Origin of the sequence: Streptomyces sp. CWNU-52B (assembly GCF_047444975.1) — a bacterium.
Classification (GTDB): Bacteria; Actinomycetota; Actinomycetes; order Streptomycetales; family Streptomycetaceae; genus Streptomyces.
In genome coordinates, this window is sequence record NZ_JBLFJV010000059.1 from 48,704 (window position 1) to 69,596 (window position 20,893).

22 protein-coding genes are annotated in these 20,893 nt (G+C 71.2%); 6 read left to right on the plus strand and 16 right to left on the minus strand.

Annotated elements, in window-relative coordinates:
* Positions 1 to 24: 24 nt before the first annotated feature.
* From ACLVWQ_RS37855 to ACLVWQ_RS37865, 3 genes are all read left to right on the plus strand, one after another.
* Positions 25 to 909 carry a carbohydrate ABC transporter permease gene (locus ACLVWQ_RS37855; RefSeq protein ID WP_414113873.1) on the plus strand — a complete coding sequence of 295 codons (885 nt, stop codon included), beginning with the start codon at positions 25 to 27 and terminating at the stop codon, positions 907 to 909.
* Positions 910 to 913: 4 nt separating this feature from the next.
* Positions 914 to 1,825: a carbohydrate ABC transporter permease gene (locus ACLVWQ_RS37860; RefSeq protein WP_414113838.1), complete on the plus strand. Its 912-nt coding sequence runs from the start codon at positions 914 to 916 to the stop codon at positions 1,823 to 1,825.
* A gap of 68 nt (positions 1,826 to 1,893) precedes the next feature.
* Positions 1,894 to 4,191 carry a glycoside hydrolase family 3 N-terminal domain-containing protein gene (locus ACLVWQ_RS37865; protein WP_414113839.1) on the plus strand — a complete coding sequence of 766 codons (2,298 nt, stop codon included), beginning with the start codon at positions 1,894 to 1,896 and terminating at the stop codon, positions 4,189 to 4,191.
* Positions 4,192 to 4,303: 112 nt separating this feature from the next.
* Here the strand turns inward: ACLVWQ_RS37865 and ACLVWQ_RS37870 are convergent, their stop codons facing one another.
* The 4 genes from ACLVWQ_RS37870 to tsaB are packed head-to-tail and all read right to left on the minus strand — an operon-like array spanning position 4,304 to position 6,858.
* On the minus strand, positions 4,304 to 4,558 hold the full coding sequence (locus ACLVWQ_RS37870; protein ID WP_414113840.1) for a hypothetical protein: 255 nt from the start codon (positions 4,556 to 4,558) through the stop codon (positions 4,304 to 4,306).
* A complete protein-coding gene (gene tsaD / locus ACLVWQ_RS37875; RefSeq protein WP_414113841.1) occupies positions 4,555 to 5,685 on the minus strand; it encodes a tRNA (adenosine(37)-N6)-threonylcarbamoyltransferase complex transferase subunit TsaD in 1,131 nt (376 codons plus the stop codon). The genes ACLVWQ_RS37870 and tsaD overlap by 4 nt, the downstream gene beginning before the upstream one ends.
* Positions 5,669 to 6,181 carry a ribosomal protein S18-alanine N-acetyltransferase gene (rimI, locus tag ACLVWQ_RS37880; protein WP_414113874.1) on the minus strand — a complete coding sequence of 171 codons (513 nt, stop codon included), beginning with the start codon at positions 6,179 to 6,181 and terminating at the stop codon, positions 5,669 to 5,671. The genes tsaD and rimI overlap by 17 nt, the downstream gene beginning before the upstream one ends.
* Before the next feature lie 20 nt (positions 6,182 to 6,201).
* The gene (gene tsaB / locus ACLVWQ_RS37885; protein WP_414113842.1) at positions 6,202 to 6,858 is read right to left on the minus strand and encodes a tRNA (adenosine(37)-N6)-threonylcarbamoyltransferase complex dimerization subunit type 1 TsaB; all 657 of its coding nucleotides are present in this window, start codon (positions 6,856 to 6,858) and stop codon (positions 6,202 to 6,204) included.
* Between the two features lie 137 nt (positions 6,859 to 6,995).
* Between tsaB and ACLVWQ_RS37890 the strand changes: the two genes are divergently transcribed.
* Positions 6,996 to 7,559, plus strand: coding sequence for a hypothetical protein (locus ACLVWQ_RS37890; protein ID WP_414113843.1), 564 nt, complete (start codon positions 6,996 to 6,998; stop codon positions 7,557 to 7,559).
* Positions 7,560 to 7,988: 429 nt separating this feature from the next.
* Here ACLVWQ_RS37890 and tsaE read toward each other — a convergent pair whose 3' ends face one another.
* From tsaE to ACLVWQ_RS37910, 4 genes are all read right to left on the minus strand, one after another.
* On the minus strand, positions 7,989 to 8,564 hold the full coding sequence (gene tsaE, locus ACLVWQ_RS37895) for a tRNA (adenosine(37)-N6)-threonylcarbamoyltransferase complex ATPase subunit type 1 TsaE (protein ID WP_414113844.1): 576 nt from the start codon (positions 8,562 to 8,564) through the stop codon (positions 7,989 to 7,991).
* The gene (locus ACLVWQ_RS37900; protein WP_414113845.1) at positions 8,530 to 9,783 is read right to left on the minus strand and encodes an alpha/beta fold hydrolase; all 1,254 of its coding nucleotides are present in this window, start codon (positions 9,781 to 9,783) and stop codon (positions 8,530 to 8,532) included. Before ACLVWQ_RS37900 ends, tsaE begins: the two co-directional genes overlap by 35 nt.
* 75 nt (positions 9,784 to 9,858) lie before the next feature.
* Entirely contained in the window at positions 9,859 to 11,010 is a 1,152-nt protein-coding gene (alr, locus tag ACLVWQ_RS37905; RefSeq protein ID WP_414113846.1) for an alanine racemase, read from the minus strand.
* Positions 11,011 to 11,127: 117 nt separating this feature from the next.
* Positions 11,128 to 11,802 carry a TetR/AcrR family transcriptional regulator gene (locus tag ACLVWQ_RS37910; protein WP_414113847.1) on the minus strand — a complete coding sequence of 225 codons (675 nt, stop codon included), beginning with the start codon at positions 11,800 to 11,802 and terminating at the stop codon, positions 11,128 to 11,130.
* Positions 11,803 to 11,911: 109 nt separating this feature from the next.
* Here ACLVWQ_RS37910 and ACLVWQ_RS37915 point away from each other — a divergent pair, with 109 nt between their 5' ends.
* On the plus strand, positions 11,912 to 12,934 hold the full coding sequence (locus tag ACLVWQ_RS37915) for a quinone oxidoreductase family protein (RefSeq protein WP_414113848.1): 1,023 nt from the start codon (positions 11,912 to 11,914) through the stop codon (positions 12,932 to 12,934).
* A 19-nt stretch (positions 12,935 to 12,953) separates the two neighbouring features.
* On the opposite strand, the gene ACLVWQ_RS37920 is transcribed toward ACLVWQ_RS37915, so the two are convergent.
* Positions 12,954 to 14,384 carry an NAD(P)H-hydrate dehydratase gene (locus ACLVWQ_RS37920; protein ID WP_414113849.1) on the minus strand — a complete coding sequence of 477 codons (1,431 nt, stop codon included), beginning with the start codon at positions 14,382 to 14,384 and terminating at the stop codon, positions 12,954 to 12,956.
* Between the two features lie 453 nt (positions 14,385 to 14,837).
* Positions 14,838 to 15,656, minus strand: a complete 819-nt coding sequence (locus tag ACLVWQ_RS37925) for an enoyl-CoA hydratase/isomerase family protein (protein WP_414113850.1) — start codon at positions 15,654 to 15,656, stop codon at positions 14,838 to 14,840.
* A gap of 147 nt (positions 15,657 to 15,803) precedes the next feature.
* Between ACLVWQ_RS37925 and ACLVWQ_RS37930 the strand changes: the two genes are divergently transcribed.
* Entirely contained in the window at positions 15,804 to 16,205 is a 402-nt protein-coding gene (locus tag ACLVWQ_RS37930) for a winged helix-turn-helix transcriptional regulator (protein WP_414113851.1), read from the plus strand.
* 70 nt (positions 16,206 to 16,275) lie between these two features.
* Here the strand turns inward: ACLVWQ_RS37930 and ACLVWQ_RS37935 are convergent, their stop codons facing one another.
* From ACLVWQ_RS37935 to ACLVWQ_RS37960, 6 genes are all read right to left on the minus strand, one after another.
* Positions 16,276 to 16,647 (minus strand): holo-ACP synthase, encoded by a 372-nt coding sequence (locus ACLVWQ_RS37935; protein WP_414113852.1) that lies wholly within the window; start codon positions 16,645 to 16,647, stop codon positions 16,276 to 16,278.
* 115 nt (positions 16,648 to 16,762) lie between these two features.
* Positions 16,763 to 17,998 carry a cytochrome P450 gene (locus ACLVWQ_RS37940; RefSeq protein WP_414113853.1) on the minus strand — a complete coding sequence of 412 codons (1,236 nt, stop codon included), beginning with the start codon at positions 17,996 to 17,998 and terminating at the stop codon, positions 16,763 to 16,765.
* A 112-nt stretch (positions 17,999 to 18,110) separates the two neighbouring features.
* Positions 18,111 to 18,776: a tRNA-dependent cyclodipeptide synthase gene (locus ACLVWQ_RS37945; RefSeq protein ID WP_414113854.1), complete on the minus strand. Its 666-nt coding sequence runs from the start codon at positions 18,774 to 18,776 to the stop codon at positions 18,111 to 18,113.
* A gap of 143 nt (positions 18,777 to 18,919) precedes the next feature.
* Positions 18,920 to 19,270 (minus strand): hypothetical protein, encoded by a 351-nt coding sequence (locus ACLVWQ_RS37950; RefSeq protein ID WP_414113855.1) that lies wholly within the window; start codon positions 19,268 to 19,270, stop codon positions 18,920 to 18,922.
* Between the two features lie 102 nt (positions 19,271 to 19,372).
* Positions 19,373 to 20,290, minus strand: a complete 918-nt coding sequence (locus ACLVWQ_RS37955; protein WP_414113856.1) for a hypothetical protein — start codon at positions 20,288 to 20,290, stop codon at positions 19,373 to 19,375.
* A gap of 80 nt (positions 20,291 to 20,370) precedes the next feature.
* Positions 20,371 to 20,793, minus strand: coding sequence for an ATP-binding protein (locus ACLVWQ_RS37960; protein WP_414113857.1), 423 nt, complete (start codon positions 20,791 to 20,793; stop codon positions 20,371 to 20,373).
* Positions 20,794 to 20,893 lie beyond the last annotated feature (100 nt).

Genomic DNA, 20,893 nt, shown 5'->3' on the forward strand with positions numbered 1-20,893 from the left:
CCGGTCGCGGCGCGCGGCAGGCCCGTGGAGCCCGGGAGGCCGCACAAGCGGTCCACGGCCTCCACGGTCGGCCGCCCGCACGCCGGCTGGGCGCTGCCCGGTGTCCTCTTCTTCGCGTTCTTCGCCGTGGTCCCGATGGGCCTGGCCTTCTACCTCTCCTTCACCAGCTGGGACGGCCTGGGCGACCCGAAGCTCGTCGGTCTCGACAACTGGCGGAAGATGATCGACGACGACCGGATGGTCCAGTCCCTGTGGCTCACCGCCCTGCTGACGGTCGTGAGCTGGGCCTTCCAGACGGTGATCTCGGTGCTGCTCGGCGTCTGGGCGGCGGGCCGCCAGCGCAACCGGGCGGTGCTCTCCGCGATCTTCTTCGTCCCGTTCCTGCTGTCCTCGACGGCGATCGCGCTGCTCTTCTACGCCCTGCTCGACCCGAACTTCGGCGTCATCCAGAAGAACATCCTCGGCTCCTCGAACGGCGCGTTCCTCGCGATCGTCTTCGTCGGCGCCTGGCAGTTCATCCCCTTCCACACCCTGCTCTACCAGGGCGGGGCCCGTCAGATACCCGAGGTCCTGTACCAGGCCGCGGCGATCGACGGGGCGGGCCGCAACCGCCAGTTCTTCTCGATCACGCTCCCGCAACTGCGCAACACCATGACCACGTCCACGGTCCTGATGGTCGTCGGCACGCTCACGTACTTCGAGACCGTGCTGATCCTCACCAAGGGCGGTCCTGGCACCGACACGGCGATCCTGCCGTACCTGATGTACGAGGCCGGTTTCAAGAGCTACGACTTCGGCTACGCGAGCGCCATCGCGTCCTTCCTGGTGCTGATCGCCACGGGCCTGTCCCTGATCCTCGTGCGACTGACCGGCTTCGGCCGCATGCGCAGTACCCGCGAAGGGATGTGACGGAGTGTCACACGATACGTTGCCACGTCCACGCCCGCGTCCCGTGAAGACCGACGGGCGTCCCACCGGGCCGTCCCCGTCGCGGCGCCGCCGGCACTGGACGAAACGCCCCAACCCGCTCGCGGGCCTGGGCTCGATCGTCTGGCTCACGATCGTCATCGTCCCGATCTACGTGATGCTGTCGATCTCGCTCACCACGCAGGACAAGTCGCTCGGCGGCAACCCGCTGGCACCGCCCACGAGTCCGACGCTCGACAACTACAACACCGTGCTGAACAGCGGCTTCGGCCATCTGCTCAGCAACACGGTGATCGTGGCCGTCGCGGTCGTCGCCATCGTCCTCGTCCTCTCCGTCCCGCTCGCCTACGTCGCCGTGCGCACCCGCGACCGCTGGTCGGGCCTGGCCTTCCGCCTCTTCCTCCTCGGGGTCGCGATCCCGGCCCAGGCGGTCGTGGTCCCCCTCTACCTCCTGATCGCCAAACTCGACCTGTACGACAGCCTGCTGGCGGTCATCCTGCCGACGGCGGCCTTCGCGATGCCGGTCTCGGTGCTCGTCCTCGTGGGCACCCTGCGGGACGTCTCGGAGGACCTGTACGAGGCGATGGCGCTGGACGGCGCCTCACCGCAGCGGATGCTGTTCCAGCTGGCCGTCCCGATGGCCAAGGGCGGTATCAGCACGGTCGTCATCTACGCGGCGCTGCAGGCCTGGAACGGCTTCCTCTTCCCGCTGATCTTCACCCAGTCCGACGAACCGCGTGTCCTGACCCTCGGACTCTTCAACTACGTCAGCCAGTTCGGGGTGAACATCCCCGCGCTGCTGGCCTCGGTCGTCCTCTCCGGCGTCCCGATCTTCGCCGTCTACCTGGTGGCCCGCCGCGCGCTGGTCGGCGGCCTGATGGGCGTGGGCGGAAAGTGAACCCACTGGACCCCGACCACGCTGCCGGCTCCGCCGCCGCCCCCACCCCTGACCCCGACAGGAGTTCCATGACGACCGCCCCCTGGCGTGATCCCGCCCTGCCCGCCGAGGCCCGGGTCGACGACCTGCTCGCCCGGATGACCCTGGAGGAGAAGACCGCCCAGCTGTACGGCGTCTGGGTGGGCGCCGCCACCGACGGCGGCGGAGTCGCTCCGCACCAGGACGAGATGGCCTCCGACGTCGACTGGGACGAGCTGATCACCCAGGGTCTCGGCCAGCTCACCCGCTCGTTCGGCACCGCCCCCGTGGACCCCGCCCTCGGCGCCCAGGCCCTCGCCCGCGCCCAGCGCCGGATCAGCGAGGCGGGCCGCTTCGGCATCCCGGCCGTCGCCCACGAGGAGTGCCTGGCGGGCTTCACGGCCTGGGGCGCCACCGCGTACCCGGTCCCGCTGGCCTGGGGCGCGTCCTTCGACCCGGCCCTGGTGGAGGAGATGGCCCACCGGATCGGCCGGGACCTCGCCTCCGTCGGCGTCCACCAGGGTCTCGCCCCCGTCCTGGACGTCGTACGGGATCCGCGGTGGGGCAGGGTCGAGGAGACCATCGGCGAGGACCCCTACCTCGTCGGCACGGTCGGCGCGGCCTACGTCCGCGGCCTGGAGTCCGCCGGGATCATCGCCACGCTCAAGCACTTCGCGGGGTACGCGTCCTCGGCGGGCGCCCGCAACCTCGCCCCGGTACGGGCCGGGGTGCGCGAGTTCGCCGACATCACGCTGCCCCCGTTCGAGTTCGCGCTGCGCGAGGGCGGGGCCCGCTCGGTGATGGCCGCGTACACGGACACGGACGGGGTGCCGGCCTCCTCGGACCCGGAGCTGCTGACCGAACTCCTGCGGGACCGCTGGGGGTTCACCGGCACGGTCGTCAGCGACTACTTCGGCGTCGGCTTCCTGAAGACCCTGCACCGGGTCGCGGGCACCGAGGCACAGGCCGCCCACGCGGCCCTGGCCGCCGGCGTGGACGTCGAACTGCCGACGCTGCGCTGCTACGGCGACCCGCTGGTGGCGGCGGTCCGCGCCGGTGACGTCCCGGAGTCCCTGGTGGACCGGGCGGCGGCGCGGGTCCTGCGCCAGAAGTGCGAACTGGGCCTGCTCGACGAGGACTGGGCCCCGGAGCCGACAGGCCCCGTCGACCTGGACTCGACGGCGAACCGCGTGCTGGCCAGGCGCCTGGCCGAGGAGTCCGTGGTCCTGCTCTCCAACCCGGACGGCCTGCTGCCGCTCGCCCCCGACACCCGGATCGCCGTGGTCGGCCCACGAGCCGCCGACGCCCTGGCCATGCTGGGCTGCTACTCGTTCCCCTCCCACGTGGGGGTCAACCACCCCGACAAGCCGATGGGCATCGAGATCCCCACGCTCCTGGAGTCCCTGCGCACGGAACTCCCCGACGCCAAGATCTCGTTCACCGAGGGCTGCGACACCACCGACCCGGACACCTCGGGCTTCGAGGAGGCGGTCACCCGCGCCACCGAGGCCGACGTCTGCGTGGCCGTGCTCGGCGACCGGGCGGGCCTCTTCGGCCGGGGCACCTCGGGCGAGGGCTGCGACGTGCCGGACCTGCAACTCCCCGGAGTCCAGGCCGAGTTCCTGGACGCCCTCACCGCGACGGACACCCCGGTCGTACTCGTCCTCCTCACCGGCCGCCCGTACGCGCTGGGCCGCTGGCACGACCGGCTGGCCGCCACGGTCCAGGCGTTCTTCCCGGGCGAGGAGGGCGGTTCGGCGGTGGCGGGCGTCCTGTCGGGCCGGGTGAACCCGTCGGGCAGGCTCCCGGTGAGCGTCCCGCAGACCCCGGGCGGCCAGCCGTGGACCTACCTCCAGCCCCCGCTGGGCCTGGCCGGCGAGGTCAGCAGCCTCGACCCGACCCCGCTCCACCCCTTCGGCCACGGCCTCGGCTACACGGACTTCACCTGGGAGGACACGGCGGACCGCCGGGCGGAGATCGGCACGGACGAGCCGTACGACGTGTCGGTCACGGTCCGCAACACGGGCCCCCGCGAAGGTACGGAGGTCGTCCAGCTCTACCTGCACGACCCGGTGGCCCGGGTGACCCGCCCGGACGTCCGCCTGATCGGCTACCACCGGGTGACCCTGCCCCCGGGCGAGTCCCGCCGGGTCACCTTCCGCTTCCACCCGGACCTGTCGGCCTTCACGGACCAGAAGGGCCGACGCGTGGTGGAACCGGGCGCACTGGAACTACGCGTGTCCAAGTCCAGCACGAACACCCCACACACCACCCACCTAACCCTGACAGGCCCACCCCGCCACCCGGGCCCGAGTCGCCAACTGACGTGCCCGTCAACGGCCTTGTAGTTTTTAGGGGCGCGGGGAACGGCGCAGGGTTTTTTGGGGGCGCGGGGAACTGCGCAATCTTTTCGCTTTTAGGGGCGCGGGGAACTGCGCAACCGGCTCCACCCCTCACCCCTCACCCTTCGACGGAGTCGAACCGCCACCGATGAACGGCCCGAGCCACCAACCCCTCAGCCGGCTCCGGCAGTTCGGGAAGCTCGGCATCGTACGAGGCATCCCACCACGTGATGACGAGCACCCGCTCCCCCGGAGCCCGCAGGACCTCCCGACGCAGGGGCCGCATCGGGAGGTCCTGCCCCCGCACCCAGGCGAGCAGTTCCTCCCCCCGCCCCTCGACGGCCCGCGCCTCCCACATCAGAGCAACGGTCATGAGTACAGATTGCCCTTACTGACCTCATGCACATGATCATGCGAGTGGGAGTGGGAGTGGGCCTGCCCTTGGGAACGCCCCGGCACATGCGGATCAGTGACAGGAAGCGACGAGTCCGCCGACAGATCCCAGTCGGAGGCACTCCGCCCCCGAGCCACCATCTCCGCGCCCAGCGCAGCGACCATCGCACCGTTGTCCGTGCACAGCTTCGGCCGCGGCACCCGCAACGTGATCCCCGCCGCCTCGCACCGCGCCTGCGCGAGCACCCGCAACCGCGAGTTCGCGGCCACGCCGCCCCCGATCATCAGATGGTCGACACCCTCGTCACGACAGGCCCGTACCGCCTTGCGCGTCAGCACATCCACGACGGCCTCCTGGAAGGACGCGGCCACGTCCCGCACCGGCACGTCCTCACCCGCGGCGCGCTTCGCCTCGATCCACCGCGCCACGGAGGTCTTCAGCCCGGAGAACGAGAAGTCGTACGCCGCGTCGCGCGGCCCGGTGAGCCCACGCGGGAAGGAGATCGCGTTCGGGTCGCCCTCCTTGGCGTACCGGTCGATGACGGGCCCGCCGGGGAACCCCAGGTTCAGCACCCGGGCGATCTTGTCGAAGGCCTCGCCCGCCGCGTCGTCGATGGTCGCGCCCATGGGCCGTACATCGCTCGTGATGTCCGAGGACAGCAGCAGCGAGGAGTGGCCGCCGGAGACCAGCAGGGCCATGGTCGGCTCGGGCAGCGGGCCGTGCTCCAGCTGGTCCACGCAGATGTGGGAGGCCAGGTGGTTCACCCCGTACAACGGCTTGCCCAGCGCGTACGCGTACGCCTTCGCCGCCGAGACCCCGACGAGCAGCGCGCCCGCGAGTCCCGGCCCGGCGGTGACGGCGATGCCGTCGAGGTCGCGGGCGCCGACCCCCGCTTCCTTCAGCGCCCGTTCGATGGTCGGCACCATCGCCTCCAGGTGCGCGCGGGACGCGACCTCGGGCACCACGCCGCCGAAGCGCGCGTGCTCGTCGACGCTGGACGCGATCGAGTCGGCGAGCAGGGTCGTGCCGCGCACGATGCCGACGCCGGTCTCGTCGCAGGAGGTCTCGATGCCGAGGACGAGAGGTTCGTCAGCCATTGATCCCATTGATCTCGGTTCCTTGTACGGAAGTTGACGGGTCGTTGAGACGCATCACGAGGGCGTCCACGTTCCCCGGCTGGTAGTAGCCGCGCCGGAAGCCGATCGGCTCGAAGCCGAAGCGCTCGTACAGCTTCTGGGCGCGGATGTTGTCGACCCGGCATTCGAGCAGCACCTCGGCGCACTCGAAGGCGGTGGCGGCCCGCAGCAGTTCGGTCAGGATCAGCGCGCCGAGGCCGGTGCCCCAGTGCTCCCGGGCGACGGCGATGGTCTGTACGTCACCGGCGTCCCCGGCGGCGGCAAGCCCCCCGTACCCGACGATCCGCCCGGCGTCCCCGGCCTCGCCCCCGCTGTCGGCCTCGTCCTCGGCCACGAAGTACCGGCGGGTCGCCGCAGGCCCCCGCGCGTGGGCCAGGTCGGACCAGAACATGCCCCGCGACCAGGCGTCCTCGGGGAAGAGGTCCTTCTCCAGTTCGAGTACGGGCTCGATGTCCCACCAGCGCATCTCACGCAGCACCGCGGTCGTCACTTGGGGGTGACCACCTTGTAGTTCTTGGGCACCTGCGCGTCGGGCCGGCGCAGATAGAGGGGCCGGGGCGCCTCCAGTTCCTCGCCCGCCGCCAGCCGCTCCGCCGCCAGGGCCGCGAGCGAGGCCGCCGAGACGTACTCGGGCTCGCGGGCGTCCGGGAAGGCGTCGGGGTAGAGCAGCGCGCCCGCGCCGACGGCGGGCAGCCCTCCGATGTCCAGCTCCCCCGGCCGGTCGACGGCCGGCTCGGTGAGCCGCGTTCGGGAGTCGGCGTACCGCGCCCAGTAGACCTCTTTGCGCCGGGCGTCGGTCGCCACGACGAAAGGGCCCTCGACATCGGTCGAGTCGGTCGCGTAGGCGAGCCCGTCCAGCGTGCACAGCCCGTACACGGGGACGCCGAGCGCGAGCCCGAACGTGTCGGCGGTCATCAGACCGACTCTGAGCCCGGTGTACGGGCCGGGGCCCACGCCGACAACGATGCCGGTGACGGCGTCGAGGCGCAGCCCCGCTTCGGTGAGCACCCGGTCGACGGCCGGCAGGAGCAGTTCCCCGTGCCGGCGCGCGTCCACCTGACTGGAGGCGGCGACGACGGACGTCCCGTCGTGCAGCGCGACGGTGACGGCGGGGGTGGCGGTATCCAGAGCGAGCAAGAGCACGCGAACAGCCTACGGCGCCCGGACCCGGCGCACGGCCGCCTCATTCCGGCGGGCACCTGATGCTAACGTCACACCGTCACAACACGGACATATGCGTACGGGTGCGTACGGGATCGCGTGAGAGGTGGGCACTCAAGGTGGCTCGGAAAAGCCTGGGCAGCTCGGGAATCGTGGCCTGGCTCACGGCGACGGCGCTCACCGTGATCGGCGTCCTCACCTACCAGGCGGCCGCGTCCGCACCGGGCGACCTGAACTCGCTACAGGCCGCGGACTCCTCGTCGGCCGACGCGCGAAAGGCCCCGCGGGACAAGGAACACCCGACGTCACTGCCCGCCGCGTCGGGCACCGGCCGGCGGGTCGTGTACTCGCTGGACGACGACCGGGTGTGGCTGGTGGACGAGGAAGACCGGGTCGAGCGGACGTTCCCCGTGACCCCCGGCACGGTGGACCCGCCGCCCGCCCGGTACGTCGTCACGTCACGCTCGGGCCGGATCGCGGGCTCGGACGGAGTAGCCATCGAACACGTGGTCCGCTTCGCCACCCTGAGCGGCATCGCGATCGGCTTCAGCGCGGCAACGGACGGCTCGACACCACCCCCGGACACCACCAAGAAACTGGGCGGAATCCGCGAGTCCCGCAACGACGGCAAAGCAATGTGGACCTTCGCAACAATCGGCACAAGAGTGCTAGTAGTCAACTAACCCACAACACAGAAACTCCAGGGCCACCTTCAGGGCCGCAGGAAACAACGCACCCTTCACCCTTCAGGGGCGCGGGGAACTGCGCAATCTTTTAGGGGCGCGAGGAACTGCGCGACCAGCCCCCACCCACCCGCGGTCTCCCACCGCACCCTCCGCCGGAGGCCGAGGCGGCAAGGACACAGCCCGCACAAACTCCCCCACCGCAAGCACCTCAGCCACAGAAACCCACCCGAGCCCCGCAGAATCCCGTTCCGACGCAGCCATGGCAGCCTCCTCCGGCTCCGGGAGCAACGTAGTTAGGTACACCTAACCAACCCCTCCGCCCATGTGACCACGCCGAACCCGCCCAGCGCAACATCTTCCCGACACAATGTCGGCACAATGCCGGCCCCCCAGCTCAGGCCAGCCCAGGCCAAGCTTCGGGCCGGCTCAGCCGGAGAGCACCCCCAGATCAACCACCGCCCACCGCGCCCCCACCCCCGCAAGGGTCACGCGCCGCACCTCGTCCGCCGTGTCACCCTCCGCCCGGTGGATCAGCAGATGCAGCCGGTCGTCGGCCAGCTCCTCGACCTTGCCCTCACCCCACTCCACGACGATCACGGAGTCGGACAGCGACACATCGAGATCGAGGTCCTCCATCTCGTCGAGCCCCCCGCCCAGCCGGTACGCGTCCACATGGACCAGCGGCGGCCCCTCCCCCAGGGAGGGATGCACGCGGGCGATCACGAAGGTCGGCGAGGTGACCGCGCCCCGGACCCCGAGCCCTTCCCCGAGCCCGCGCGTCAACGTCGTCTTCCCCGCGCCCAGTTCCCCCGTGAGCATCACGAGATCGCCGGCCCGCAGCAGCGAAGCGAGGGAACGGCCCAGCTCCTTCATCCGCTCGGGAGAGTCGACCGTGAGCTCGACGACGTTCTCGGCCATCGGCCCGGCCACGCCGACCGGGCCGGCCGAGCCGGCCGGGTCAACGGGGTCAGCCGGGTTGCGCGGTGTTGTCGGTGCTTCCATAGCCACCCACGCTAGCCCCTGCCGGGACGGCACCCACGCGGGCGAGGAGGTCGGCGAGCCGGTCTATGACGACCTCGGGATGCTCAAGGATCACGAGGTGCCCGGCGTCCGGCACGAGCACCAGCTCGGCGTCCGGCAGCAGGTCGGCGATGGACTCGCTGTGCTCGCTCGGCGTCACGAGGTCCTTGACCCCGGCCAGTACGAGCACGGGCAGACCGGCGAACCGCCCGAGCGCCTCGGTCTTCTCGTGCTCGGTGAAGGCCGGGTAGAACTCGGCGACCACATCGATCGGAGTGGCCTCGATCAGCCGCTCCGCGAACCGCGCCACCGCCGGATCGACGTCCCTGGACGCGAACGAGTACCGCTTGATGATCCCCGCGAACAGGTCGGCGGTGGCCCGGCGCCCGCGCTCCACCAGCTCGGCCCGCTGCCCCAGCGCCTTCAGCACTCCGGGGAGTATCCGCCGCACCGCGTTGACGCCCGCGACCGGCAGTCCGAAGTTGACCTCGCCGAGCTTGCCCGACGACGTGCCGATCAGGGCCACGCCGACCACGCGGTCCCGGATCAGGTCGGGGAACTGGTCGGCCAGGGCCATCATCGTCATGCCGCCCATCGAGTGGCCGACGAGCACGAGCGGGCCCTCGGGCGCGGCGGCGTCGATGACGGCCTTCAGGTCCCGGCCCAGCTGGTCGATGGTGACCGGCTTGCCGTCCTGGACCTGGGCCACCCCGCGCTCCGAGCGGCCGTGGCTGCGCTGGTCCCAGTGGACGGTCCGCACGACACCGCGCAGCGCGGCCCGCTGGAAGTGCCAGGCGTCCTGGCTGAGGCAGTAGCCATGGCTGAAGACGACGGTGACCGGGGCGGGCGCCTTGCGGCCGAAGAGCCGGCGGCGGCGCGGAGCCAGACCGGAGTCGGCCTCCACCTCGTCGACCTCGTAGTACAGCTCGGTGCCGTCGTCCGCGGACGCCTTGCCCGGCACGCCGCGCAACGCCCCGTAAGGACCGGTCGAGTCGAGGGCGAGCCGCGCCTTGCGGCGCATACCGCGGCCGACGGTGAGCCGCTCTATCGCGACTCCCGCGGCGGCGCCCGCGGCGACCACACCTATGGCCACGCCGGCGACACCGCCGGCCTTGCGCCAGTTCGTGAACCCGGTCGCGGAGACGGCCGAGGCCGCGGTCGAGACCGCTTCCACCGCTGTCCTCGCGCTGCTGTCGCTCACGAACCGCTCCTCTTCTTCTCCGTGGTCCTGCCCATGCCTGCCGCTGACGCCGATAACCGGTCGCCCGCTTGTGGATTACCCCGCTTGTTCCCTGTTCACGTAGACGCGCGGTACGCGGGTTCCGATGCGGGTGACGATTTCGTACGCGATCGTGCCGGCGGCCTTCGCCCAGTCCTCGGCGGTGGGCTCCCCGTGGTCACCGGGCCCGAACAGCACCGCCCGCTCACCGACCGGCGGCTCGTCCCCGCCGAGGTCGACCGCGAACTGGTCCATCGCGATCCGCCCCGCGACCGTCCGCCACTTGCCGCCGACCAGCACGGGCCCGGCGCCTGAGGCGTGGCGCGGGATGCCGTCCGCGTACCCGACGGGCACGAGGCCCAGGGTGGTGTCGCCCGCCGTGACGTAGTGGTGGCCGTAACTGACGCCGTGTCCCCCGGGCACGTGCTTCACCAGCGCGAGTGACGCCCAGAGCGTCATCACGGGGCGCAGCCCGAGGTCGGCGGCGGTGCCCAGCTCGGGGCTCGGCGAGATGCCGTACGTGGCGATCCCGGTCCGTACGAGGTCGAAGTGGGTCTCGGGCAGCGTGAGCGTGGCGGGCGAGTTGGCGATGTGCCGCACCTCGGGGCGCAGGCCCTGCCCCTCGGCGTGGGCCAGCATCTCGCGGAAGCAGGTGAGCTGGGCCTGGATGGAGGGGTGGCCCGGTTCGTCCGCGCAGGCGAAGTGGGACCACAGGCCGGTGACGGTGACCAGGCCCTCGGTCTCGGCGCGCCGCGCCTCGGCGACCAGCTCGGGCCAGTCGGCGGGCTGGCAGCCGTTGCGTCCGAGACCGGTGTCGGCCTTGAGCTGGACCCGGGCGGTACGGCCCGCCGCCCGCGCGGCCTCCGCCGCCTCGCGCAGGGCCCACAGCCCGCTGATCCCCAGGTCGAGTCCGGCCTCGACGGCCTCCCGCCACGGCCCGCCCGGGGTCCACAGCCAGCACATGATCCGGCCCGGCAGACCGGCCGCGCGCAGGGCGAGGGCCTCCTCCGGGGTGGCCGTGCCGAGCCAGGTCGCACCCGCGTCGAGGGCCGCGCGGGCGCACGGCACCGCCCCGTGCCCGTACGCGTCGGACTTGACCACCGCCATGAGGGCGGCGGCCGGCGCCTGGGCGCGCAGACTCCGCACGTTGGCCCTCAGGGCGGCCAGGTCGATCTCGGCGCGGGCGCGCGCGGGCGCTGTCTCAGTCATCGCGCCCAGTCTCTCAGAGGGCTCCGACACCGCCCTCAGGCACCGCCCCGCGAGCCGCACGTGGCCACGCAACGCTTCGTCGCGCAGCGCTCGCCGCTCGGCCTCAGTCGCCCGGCCTCAGTCGCTCGGCACGGTGCAGGTCGTGGCGTGTGCTGCCGCGTCGAGCGAGTCCCGCAGCCGGGAGCGCAGGCCGGAGAGGGTCTTCGGCCCGGCCTGCTTCGCCCACTGCTCCTCCGCGCGGTGGAACGCGGCGACGAGGAGGTCCTGGGCCAGGCGCGCACGCAGGTCGTCCGGAGCGGTCAGCCCGAACCTCGCACAGAGCGTCCGCCAGCTCTCGTCGCTGACGCGGTCGCAGAAGCTCAGGTTGTGCGCGGTGATGGAGGGCGCCGTCTCGGCGAGCTGCCAGGCGACGGCGTGCCGTTCCGCCCAGCGGGGCGCCGCCCTCTTCTCCAGTGCGGCGAGCAGCGCTTCCTGGAGCGTCACGAGAACGGTGCCTCGCGTGGGCGTGACGGACTCGACCTCGTCCTGATAGGCGAGCCACAGCTCGTGGCACGAGGCCAGGACCACGTCCTCCTTGCTGGCGAAGTACCGGAAGAACGTCCGCTTGGAGACCTCCACCTGGGCGCAGACCTCGTCCAGCGTCGTCTCCGCGAACCCGCGCTCCTGGAAGAGCCGCAGGGCGGTGTCGACGAGGGCGTCCCGGGTCCGCTGCCTTTTGCGTTCCCGGAGCGAGTCGGGGGGTCCGGGTGCCGTCTTCGAGGGAGTCGCCGTCTTTGAGGGAGTCGTGGACATGCCGTCATCCTAGCAATCGGTTTGCCACTGATAGGCTTTCGCCACTCAGTGGCATTTTCGTGTGACGTCACCATCCGGTGAATCACCATGAGCATGAGGAGACATCGCCATGAAGGCAGTCATCGTGTCGGCGTTCGGGACCTCGGACGTACTGCGCGTCGTCGACCGGGCCGAACCCCTGCCGGGGCCGGGGCAGGCCGTGGTCCAGGTGGAGGCCGCGGGGGCCGGCTATGTCGACGTCATGGCCCGCAAGGGCGACTACCTGCCGCTGTCCGAGCCGGGTTTCGTCCCCGGCGTGGAGGCGGCGGGCACCGTCACCGCCGTCGGCGAGGGCGTGGACGAGCACTGGGTGGGACAGCGGGTCTTCGCGGTGACCGGCGGCGGGGCGTACGCCGAGTCGGTCGTCGTCGACGAGGACGGCCTCGTGCGGCTGCCGGAGGGCGTCAGCGCCGCGGACGCGGTCGCGCTCGGCGTGAACGCCCTGGTCGCGGGCCTCGGCCTGAAGCGGGCGGGCCTGGCCGAGGGCGAGCGGGTGCTGGTCAGGGGCGCGGGCGGCGGTATCGGGCTCATGGCGGTGCAACTGGCCGCCCTGTACGGGGGCGAGGTGACCGCGGTCACCTCGTCACCGGAGCGGGGCGAACGCCTCCGGGGCCTCGGAGCCACGGACGTCCAGGTCCGCACGAGGGCCGAGGACGGCAGCGCCGACTCCCCTGACGCGCACGACTCGCACGGCGCCCACGACTCCTACGACTCCTACGACTCCTACGACTCCTACGACTCCTACGACGTCATCGTCGACCCGGTCGCCGGGCCGGAACTCGGCCGCCACATCGGGATGCTGCGGCCCAACGGCCGTTACATACTGGCCGGCGCCGCGGGAGGCGCACCGGCGTCGGACACCTTCGACAGCGTGCTGACCAGCTACCACAACTCGCCGACGGTCCTCGCCTTCAGCCTCAACTCCATCGACACCGGCACACGCGGGGCGGAGGCGGCGGAGCTCTTCGCACGAGCGGCCGGGGGCGACCTGGTGGCGGTGGTCGACGAACAGATCCCTCTCGCCGAGGCCCACCGCGCGCACGAGCGCCTCGAATCGACACCCGTGTTCGGCAAGATCACGCTCACTCCCTGAACCGAGGTGGGGGCGGTCCTCAGTCCGTGACGTCCCGCCAGGCGTCGCGCACCGCCTCGGCCACGTCGTGCGCCCCCACGGGCGCCCCGTCCGCGGCGAGCCGCCCGGCCAGTCCGTGCAGGTACGCGCCCACGCTGCCGGCGTCCGGCGCGTCGAGCCCGGCGGCGAGCAGCGACCCGGTCAGCCCGGACAGCACGTCGCCGCTTCCGGCGGTGGCCAGCCAGCCGGTGCCGGTGGCGTTCACCCGTACGGACCCGCCGTCCGGGGCGGCGACGAGGGTCGTCGACCCCTTCAACAACACGGTCGCCCGGTACCGCTCGGCGAGTTCCCGTACGGAGGTCAGGCGCGCCCTCTCGACCTCCTCGCGCGCGACGCCGAGCAGCGCGGCGGCCTCTCCGGCGTGCGGGGTCAGCAGGGTGGGTGCCCGCCGTGCCCGTACGGCCGCGCGGTCGGCGAGGCGCAGTCCGTCGGCGTCCACGAGTACGGGTACGTCCGCCTTCAGTACGGCCGCCACGGCGTCGGCGTCGTCACCTGCGCCGGGGCCCACGACCCAGGCCTGTACCCGCCCGGCGTGTTCCGGGGAGCCGGTGGAGACCAGCGTCTCCGGGAACCGTGCGACGACCGCGTCGCCGGCGGGTCCGACGTACCGTACGGCGCCGGCGCCGCCCCGCAGGGCTCCGGCGACGGCGAGTACGGCGGCGCCCGGATACCGGGAGGACCCGGCGGCGATGCCGACGACGCCCCGCCGGTACTTGTCGCTCTCGGCCCCGGGCACGGGGAGCAGCGCCGCCACGTCGGAGTGCTGGAGCGCCTCCAGTTCGGGGTCGCCGGGCAGGGCGAGCCCGATGTCGACGAGCCGTACGGAGCCCGCGTACTCCCGTGCGGGGTCGACGAGCAGGCCGGGCTTGTGCGTTCCGAAGGTCACGGTCAGGTCGGCCCGTACGGCGGCGCCGCGCACCTCGCCGGTGTCGGCGTCGACGCCGCTGGGCAGGTCGACGGCGACGACGGCGGCGCGGGACTCGTGGGCGAGGGTCGCGAGGGGGGCGGCGTCCGGGCGCAGGCCGCCCTTGCCGCCGATACCGACGATGCCGTCGACGACGAGGTCGGCACGGCGGATGGGCTCCGCCGCCGCGTCCGCCTCCACGGTCCTGCCGCCGGCCCGGCGCAGGTCCGCGAGGGCGGCGGGGTGGGTGCGGTCGGGGGTGAGCAGGACGGCGGTCACACCGGCGCCGCGCCTGGCGAGGCGGGCGCCGGCGTACAGGGCGTCGCCGCCGTTGTCGCCGCTGCCGACGAGCAGGACGACACGGCTGCCGTAGACGCGCCCGAGCAGGTCGGCGCAGGCCACGGCGAGCCCGGTGGCGGCCCGCCGCATCAGGGTCCCGTCCGGCAGCCGGGCCATGAGCTGACGCTCGGCTGCCCTTACCGTCTCCACGCTGTAAGCAGTACGCATGGATCGAGTGTCCCGCAATCCCCTGCGGGGCTTGGGCCGTTGTTTGTCTGCGGGTGCGTCGTGGCTGGTCGCGCAGTTCCCCGCGCCCCTGGGTGGGTGGGGGTGGAGGGTGGTGGTCGGGTGCGGGTGGGGGGGGTGCGTCGGGATGTGCGTCCGCAGCCGGAAACGCGTCGGGCCGACCACGTTCCTGGAGGTGGGTGGGAGTCGTCGTACGCTGCGGCCACACACCCCGCCACACCCCTACACCAGGCAACCGCCCCCACCCCCACTCGCCAAGGGGCGCGGGGAACGGCGCACCCGCACTCAACATCAGGGCTGAGCCCGACCCACCCAGGGGCGCGAGGAACCGCGCGCTCAACCACAGCAGACCCACACCCGACATCAGGGCCCAGCCCCCACCCACCCAGGGGCGCGAGGAACCGCGCACCCCAGCCACAACCAACCCTCACCCGACTACACCCCCCGCATGACCTCCTCCAACCTCAACTCCCCCGCACGGGTCTGCGCACCCGCCGCAAGCCCACCCCGTATCGCCTTCTCCGCCGCAGGCTTCGCGAACTGTCCCGCCCACGCCTCATGCTCACGAACCATCCCCGCAGCGAAATCCCCCGGCGGCAACGCGAACTTGGCCGCGGCGACCGTGCCGTCAGGCAACCCCGCGATGTTCCGGGCGATCCGTTCGACGAACGCGTCGATCTCATCCGCCGGCACAGCCCGGTTGACCCACCCGTACCGCTCGGCGGTCTCCGCGTCGAAGAGGTCCGCGCCGAGGACGATCTCCAGCGCCCGATTACGCCCGACCCGGTCCAGCAGGTACTGCGTACCGCCTCCACCAGGCACGATCCCCCCGATCGCCTCGATCTGCCCGAGCCCCGCCCGACCGATCGCCGCGAAACTCATATCGGCCGCCGCGACGAACTCCGCCCCGCCCCCACGCGCCAGCCCGGCCAGCTTGACGATCGTCACCTGGGGCATGGTGCGCAGCGCCTCGCCGAGCGCCTGGAACACGTTGAGCCCGGCGGGCGCTCCGGCGGTCGGGTCGGCGGTGGCGTTCTCGTCGTCCACCAGCGTGAAGTCGACGTGCGCGAGGAAGAAGTCCGGGTCGGCACTCTCGAAGACGATCACCCGGGCGTCCGCGTCGTCCCGCAGGGCGGCCAGCAACGCCATCAGGTCACCCATCAACGACAGGCTGAGTACGTTCACCGGCGGGTTGTCGATGACGACTTCGACCACTCCGCGATCGCGGGTCACATGCAGGGTGGAACGGCTCACGCCGATCTCCGTTCTGGACATGCGCCAGGGACCCCACAAGGGGCTACCAGGCGGCTAGGTATCTGATGTATACCTAGCCTCGGGGCGTTCACCGTGGGCGTCAATAACGCACTTTGGGCATCGTTGGGATCGTGGAGGATACCTAGGATGATCGAGAATCCCGGTCCTGACTGGGTCTTCCGCGTGGACTGCCCGAGCCGGCCGATCCTGGACCAGATCGCCGACAAATGGTCGGTGATGGCGATGGCCGTACTGGAGGAACCGCACCGCTTCAACGAGATCAAGCGTCGACTCGAAGGGGTGACACAGCGCGTCCTCACCCAGACCCTGCGCAAGCTGGAGCGCAACGGCATGGTCGAGCGAAAGGTGCTGCCCACGTCACCGGTCGGGGTGCAGTACTCGCTGACCCCGCTGGGCCGGTCGTTGCTGGAGCCGTTCAGCCATCTCTACAACTGGACGGTCGAGCACGCGGACGAGATCCAGCAGCGGCAGCAGGACTACGACGCGCGCACCACCACGCACAACGGAGCAACACAGACATCGGCATAGGCACAGGAACCGGCACAGGCAGCGGCAGCGGCAGCGGCAGCGGCAGCCCGACCGTGACCCCCGCGGGCGATCACCCTTCCGCGATCACCACCGCCGACGCCACCCCCGCGTCATGGCTCAGCGACACGTGCCAGGACCGCACCCCGAGCTCCGCCGCGCGGGCCGCCACGGTCCCGGTCACCCGCAGTCGGGGCTGCCCACTCCCCTCGACGTAGACCTCGGCGTCTGTCCACCGCAGCCCGCCCGGCGCACCCAGCGCCTTGGCCAGGGCCTCCTTCGCGGCGAACCGGGCGGCGAGGGAGGCGGCCCCCCGCCGCTCCCCGCCGGGCAGCAGCAACTCGCTCTCCAGGAAGAGACGTTGCGCGAGATGGGGGGTCCGTTCGAGTGACACCGCGAACCTGTCGATCTCCGCCACGTCGATACCGACCCCGATGATGCTCATGTCGAGCACCCTACGGGCGCGCCCGTCCGAGGGCCGCACGGAGCGGGCCCATGGCGCGGACCCATGGCGCGGACCCATGGCGACGCCCGCGAGACGGCTCGCCGGTTCCACCGGTTCACCACAGGACATGCAGCCGTTCCGGTACGCGCTTGATGTTGCCCGTGCGCCACACCAACTGGTCGGCGGGCAGGGCGAGCCGCAGGCCCGGCAGCCGTTCCAGAAGGGCGGTGAGTGCTTCCGCCGCGTGGACGCGGGAGATCAGCGAGGCGGGGCAGAAGTGGGAGCCTGCGCCGAAGGACAGATGCGCGTTGGGTGAGCGTTCGATGTCGAACCGCTCGGGCTCGTCGAACTGCTCCGGGTCGAAGTTGGCGCCCTCCACGCAGACGAGGACCAGTTCCCCGGCCCCGACCAGGACGTCGCCGACCTGGACGTCGGACAGGGCGATCCGGGGCAGCCCGTCCCCGATGGAGAGGGTGCTGCGCATCAGCTCCTCCACCGCGCGCGGCATCAACTCGGGGTTCGCGCGCAGGTGTTCCATCGCCTCCGGGTGCTGGACCAGGGTGAGCACGGCGTGCAGCAGGAAGACGTACGTGCTCATGGCGCCGGCCCCGAACAGCGAGGTGACCACGGCGGCCAGCATCTCGTCGGTGAGAGCCCCTCCGTCGCGCGTCGGGTCGTCCCTCAGCTCGCACAGCCTGCGGATCAGCCCTCGCTGGTCCGCCCGGTCCGCCCGGACATGACGCAGGACGTACGTGTAGTCCTTGTCCCAGTTGGCGTTGCACCCGTCGAACACGGTGGGGCTGGTGACGAAACCGAGGTCAAGGCCCGCCATCAGGCGGTATCCGTCCTCGCGCGGCAGGCCGAGCACTTCGCAGACCATCGCCGCGGAGTACGGCTCGGAGAAGCTCTGGCGGAGGTCGACCGGTGGCCCTTCCTCGACCATGCCGTCGATCAGCTCGTGCGCCCGGTCGCGCATCCACTCGGCCGACGCGGGTCCGGACCGCGGGCCGAAGGCCCTGAGCACCTCCTGGTGGAGCCCCGCGCTGTTGACGTTCCCCATGGTGTTGACGACTTCGGGCGGGATCGTCAGGGCGTACTGACGCGGTACGTCGGCGGCGGCCGTCTCGCGCAGGCTGAAGTGGTCGCTGTCCTCCAGCACCTGCCGGGCGAGCGCGTAGCTGCTGACCAGCCACGCGTCGTCGCCGGTGAGGGTCTTGACCCGGGCGACCGGACTCTCCGTACGCAGCCGCGCGCACTCGGCGGGGACGACATCGCCGCGCCGGGACAGCGGCCACTTCACGGGCGAGTACGCGATGTCGGGTCGGGGGGACGGGGCGGTGGCTGATGACATGGGGCAGCTTTCTGTCCGGGCTGGCTCGGGACGGTGACAGTGAAAGTGACAGTGACGGTGACGGTGACGGTGACGGCAGTCGGACGACCGAGCGATCGAGCAGGCGAGCCGGTCAGCTCCGGCAGGCCACGACTGCGTACCCCTGGTTCTCGGCGGGTCTGAGACCCCGCGCGCGGTCGCTGAACAGCAGCCGACCCAGCGCGAGGACGGAGTGGTAGCAGTGGACCGAGGAGGCGACCCCCAGAATGCTCGGGCTGTCGACGAAGAACGGCAGCTCGGCGTCGACGTAGCTCCGCGTCGCCAGCACCTGCACGGTGGTCGGGAAGGCCTCGGGGCCGAGTTTCTTGGCGAGGAACTGGTACGCCATCTCGTCCCGGACCGTGCGCAGTTCGAGATCGGTGCGCATCGCGAGCTGCGTGCGCGCTCGGACCGCCTGGTACGCGGGCTCTGCCATGAAGTCCGACAACGGCCGTACCCGCACCCGCGGCGCCGCCGCCTCGCCGATGTCCTCCAGCGCGCCCTGGATACGCCGTCGGACACCGCGCAGTTGCTTGACCGCGCTTCTGCGCGCGTCCGCGCTCGCGTAGCCGAAGGCCTCGTACATCGTGTCCAGATACAGGTCGGCGTAGACCACGTCGACCGCCTGGAAGCGGGCCGCCGCCCAGGAGAGCGCGTCTGTGAGGCGGCGGCGGCTGAAGTAGCTGTTGCCTGTGCTGACTCCGAAGAGCGCGTGGTCCCCTCGCTGGAGAAGGAGGTCGCTCCCCTCGCCGAACGGCACAGCGTCCAGGGGGTGTTCTGTCAGGGACGGTAACTCACTGCGAAACACGGGACCTCACTCAAGGTAGCCCAGTGCGTACACAGAGTGACTGTCCGTCTGAGGTGGGAGATATGCGGCGCTCACCCGGATGAGTGAAGGGGCGATTAGGGCACGTCCACCCCGAACAGGTCCTCCACTCGCTCGACTGTTAGGGCCCGGTCGAACCAGGTGTCGAGGCGGGCGAGGTCCGTACAAGTGATGATGCGGTCACGGACATCAGCGGAGAGGGAGAACCGCCGCGCTTCCAGCGCGGCCAGAGTCCCCTCGGCCCGGCTCTCCGCCAGGCCTGCTGCATATCCTGAGGCCCACGACTCGGCGTAACCCGGCGGCCACTTCTCGATCTTGCCTCGCAGATATGCGATCTCCCAGGGAGACAGGCCCTCTCGCTTGAGGATCTCCTTGAACCTTCTGTGGAGTTCGGCCATGCCCTTCTCGAACTGGAGCCCAAAGGCCATGCCCGCCGCGAGCGAAATGGAAATGCCTGAGATCTCCTCTTGCAGCTCCGGGCTCAGGCGCTGCCGCAGGCACTGCCGATCGTCTTGCAGGTCCGTAAACGCTCAAGCCTCTTCTGGACTGGTCCCCGGAACCTCCGGCTCCTCGGCGAACAGGTCCTCGGCCGCTGCAGCTGTCAGGGAGCGGTCGAACCACAGGGTAAGGGTGTCGAGGTCAGCGCACGAGGTGATGCGCTCCTGCGCGCCCTCGGAGACGGGGATGCCGTGCTTCTCCAGGACGCGCAGGATCAGCAAGGCACGGTCTTCGGCCTGGCCTTCCAGGTAAGCCGTCTCGCGGACCGTCCCCCGGCCGGGGAAGTAGCTGACGAACGACATGTCTTTCCTCCATTTGTCTCCAGCTGGGGTCTTCCCCAGGTTGACGTCCAGGAACTCGACGAAGTACCCGGCGGTCCCGGGGTCCGTCGGATGGAGTTCCTGAAGGGCGCGGGCGACCGCTTCCAGTATGGCGTCGACCTCAGAGCTGCGAGCGTGCGCTAAAACGGACAGTACGGTCAGCGCGAGTTCCTTCCCCGCAGTCCTGGCGTCGGTGATCACCGGCAGGTTGTGCGGCCCCGCGACCAACGGATACGTCCGCTGCGTGGTCCAGTCGCGCGTGCCGCAGTCGAAAGGGCCCGAGGCCCACTTGGCCGTGGCCCTGTCCTGGCAGACCACCACGAGCAGCACAGGCAGACCGAACTTCGACTGGAGGTACGCGACGTAGTACGCCCAACTCGCCGCCTTCTCGCCCTTCTTGCCCGACTGCGACTCGATCGCGAGCAGGAAGTCCTGGCCGTCGGACGGGCCGATGCGCAGCACGGAGTCCACGCGTCTCTCCAGCGGCCGGGTCTCCGTCACGTCCGTGGTGACGGCATCCACAGTTGCCTTCTCGGCGAACGGGACACCCAGCACGCCGAACACGGGACCGAGGATCTCGGGCCGCTCCGGGAAGATCCGGTGCATGCCCTCGTGAGCTGATGTGACCATGTATGCAACCTAAGTAGATCAAGGGATGAGATATCCAGCCGATCCGGATACGTTCACCCATTCGAGTGCCGGAGAAACGTTCACGCCGTCGAACCCAGCTCGCACCACACGTACTTGCCGCGGTTACCGTCGCTGACCAGGGGATGCCAGCCCCATTGGTCGGCGCACGCCTTGACGAGGGCGAGCCCGCGCCCGTCCTCCGCCAGGTCCAGCTGACCGTCCGACAGACACCGCGGTTCCGGCGACTCGGGGTCGGCGTCCCAGACACCGAGCCGCAGCACGCCGGCCGACCAGCGCACTCGGAGGGCGGCGGGCCCTTTGGTGTGGCGCACGGCGTTGGACACGAGTTCGGCGGCGAGCAGTTCGGCGACGTCGGCCAGCCCGATCAGGCCGTGCATGGTGAGGATGAGCCGGAGGGTACGGCGGCAGATGGTGACGGCCCGGAGGTCGTTGGGGATGTAGAGGGAGTACTCCCAGGGCGCGGCGATGGCGATTTTCGGCATGCGTCAACTCCAGTTCGGGCAGCGGGGGATGGAGAGGCGCGGCGATGTCGGGCGGTGGCAGTTTCACAGCCGTCCCGGCAGGACGGAGTGGTGCGCTTCC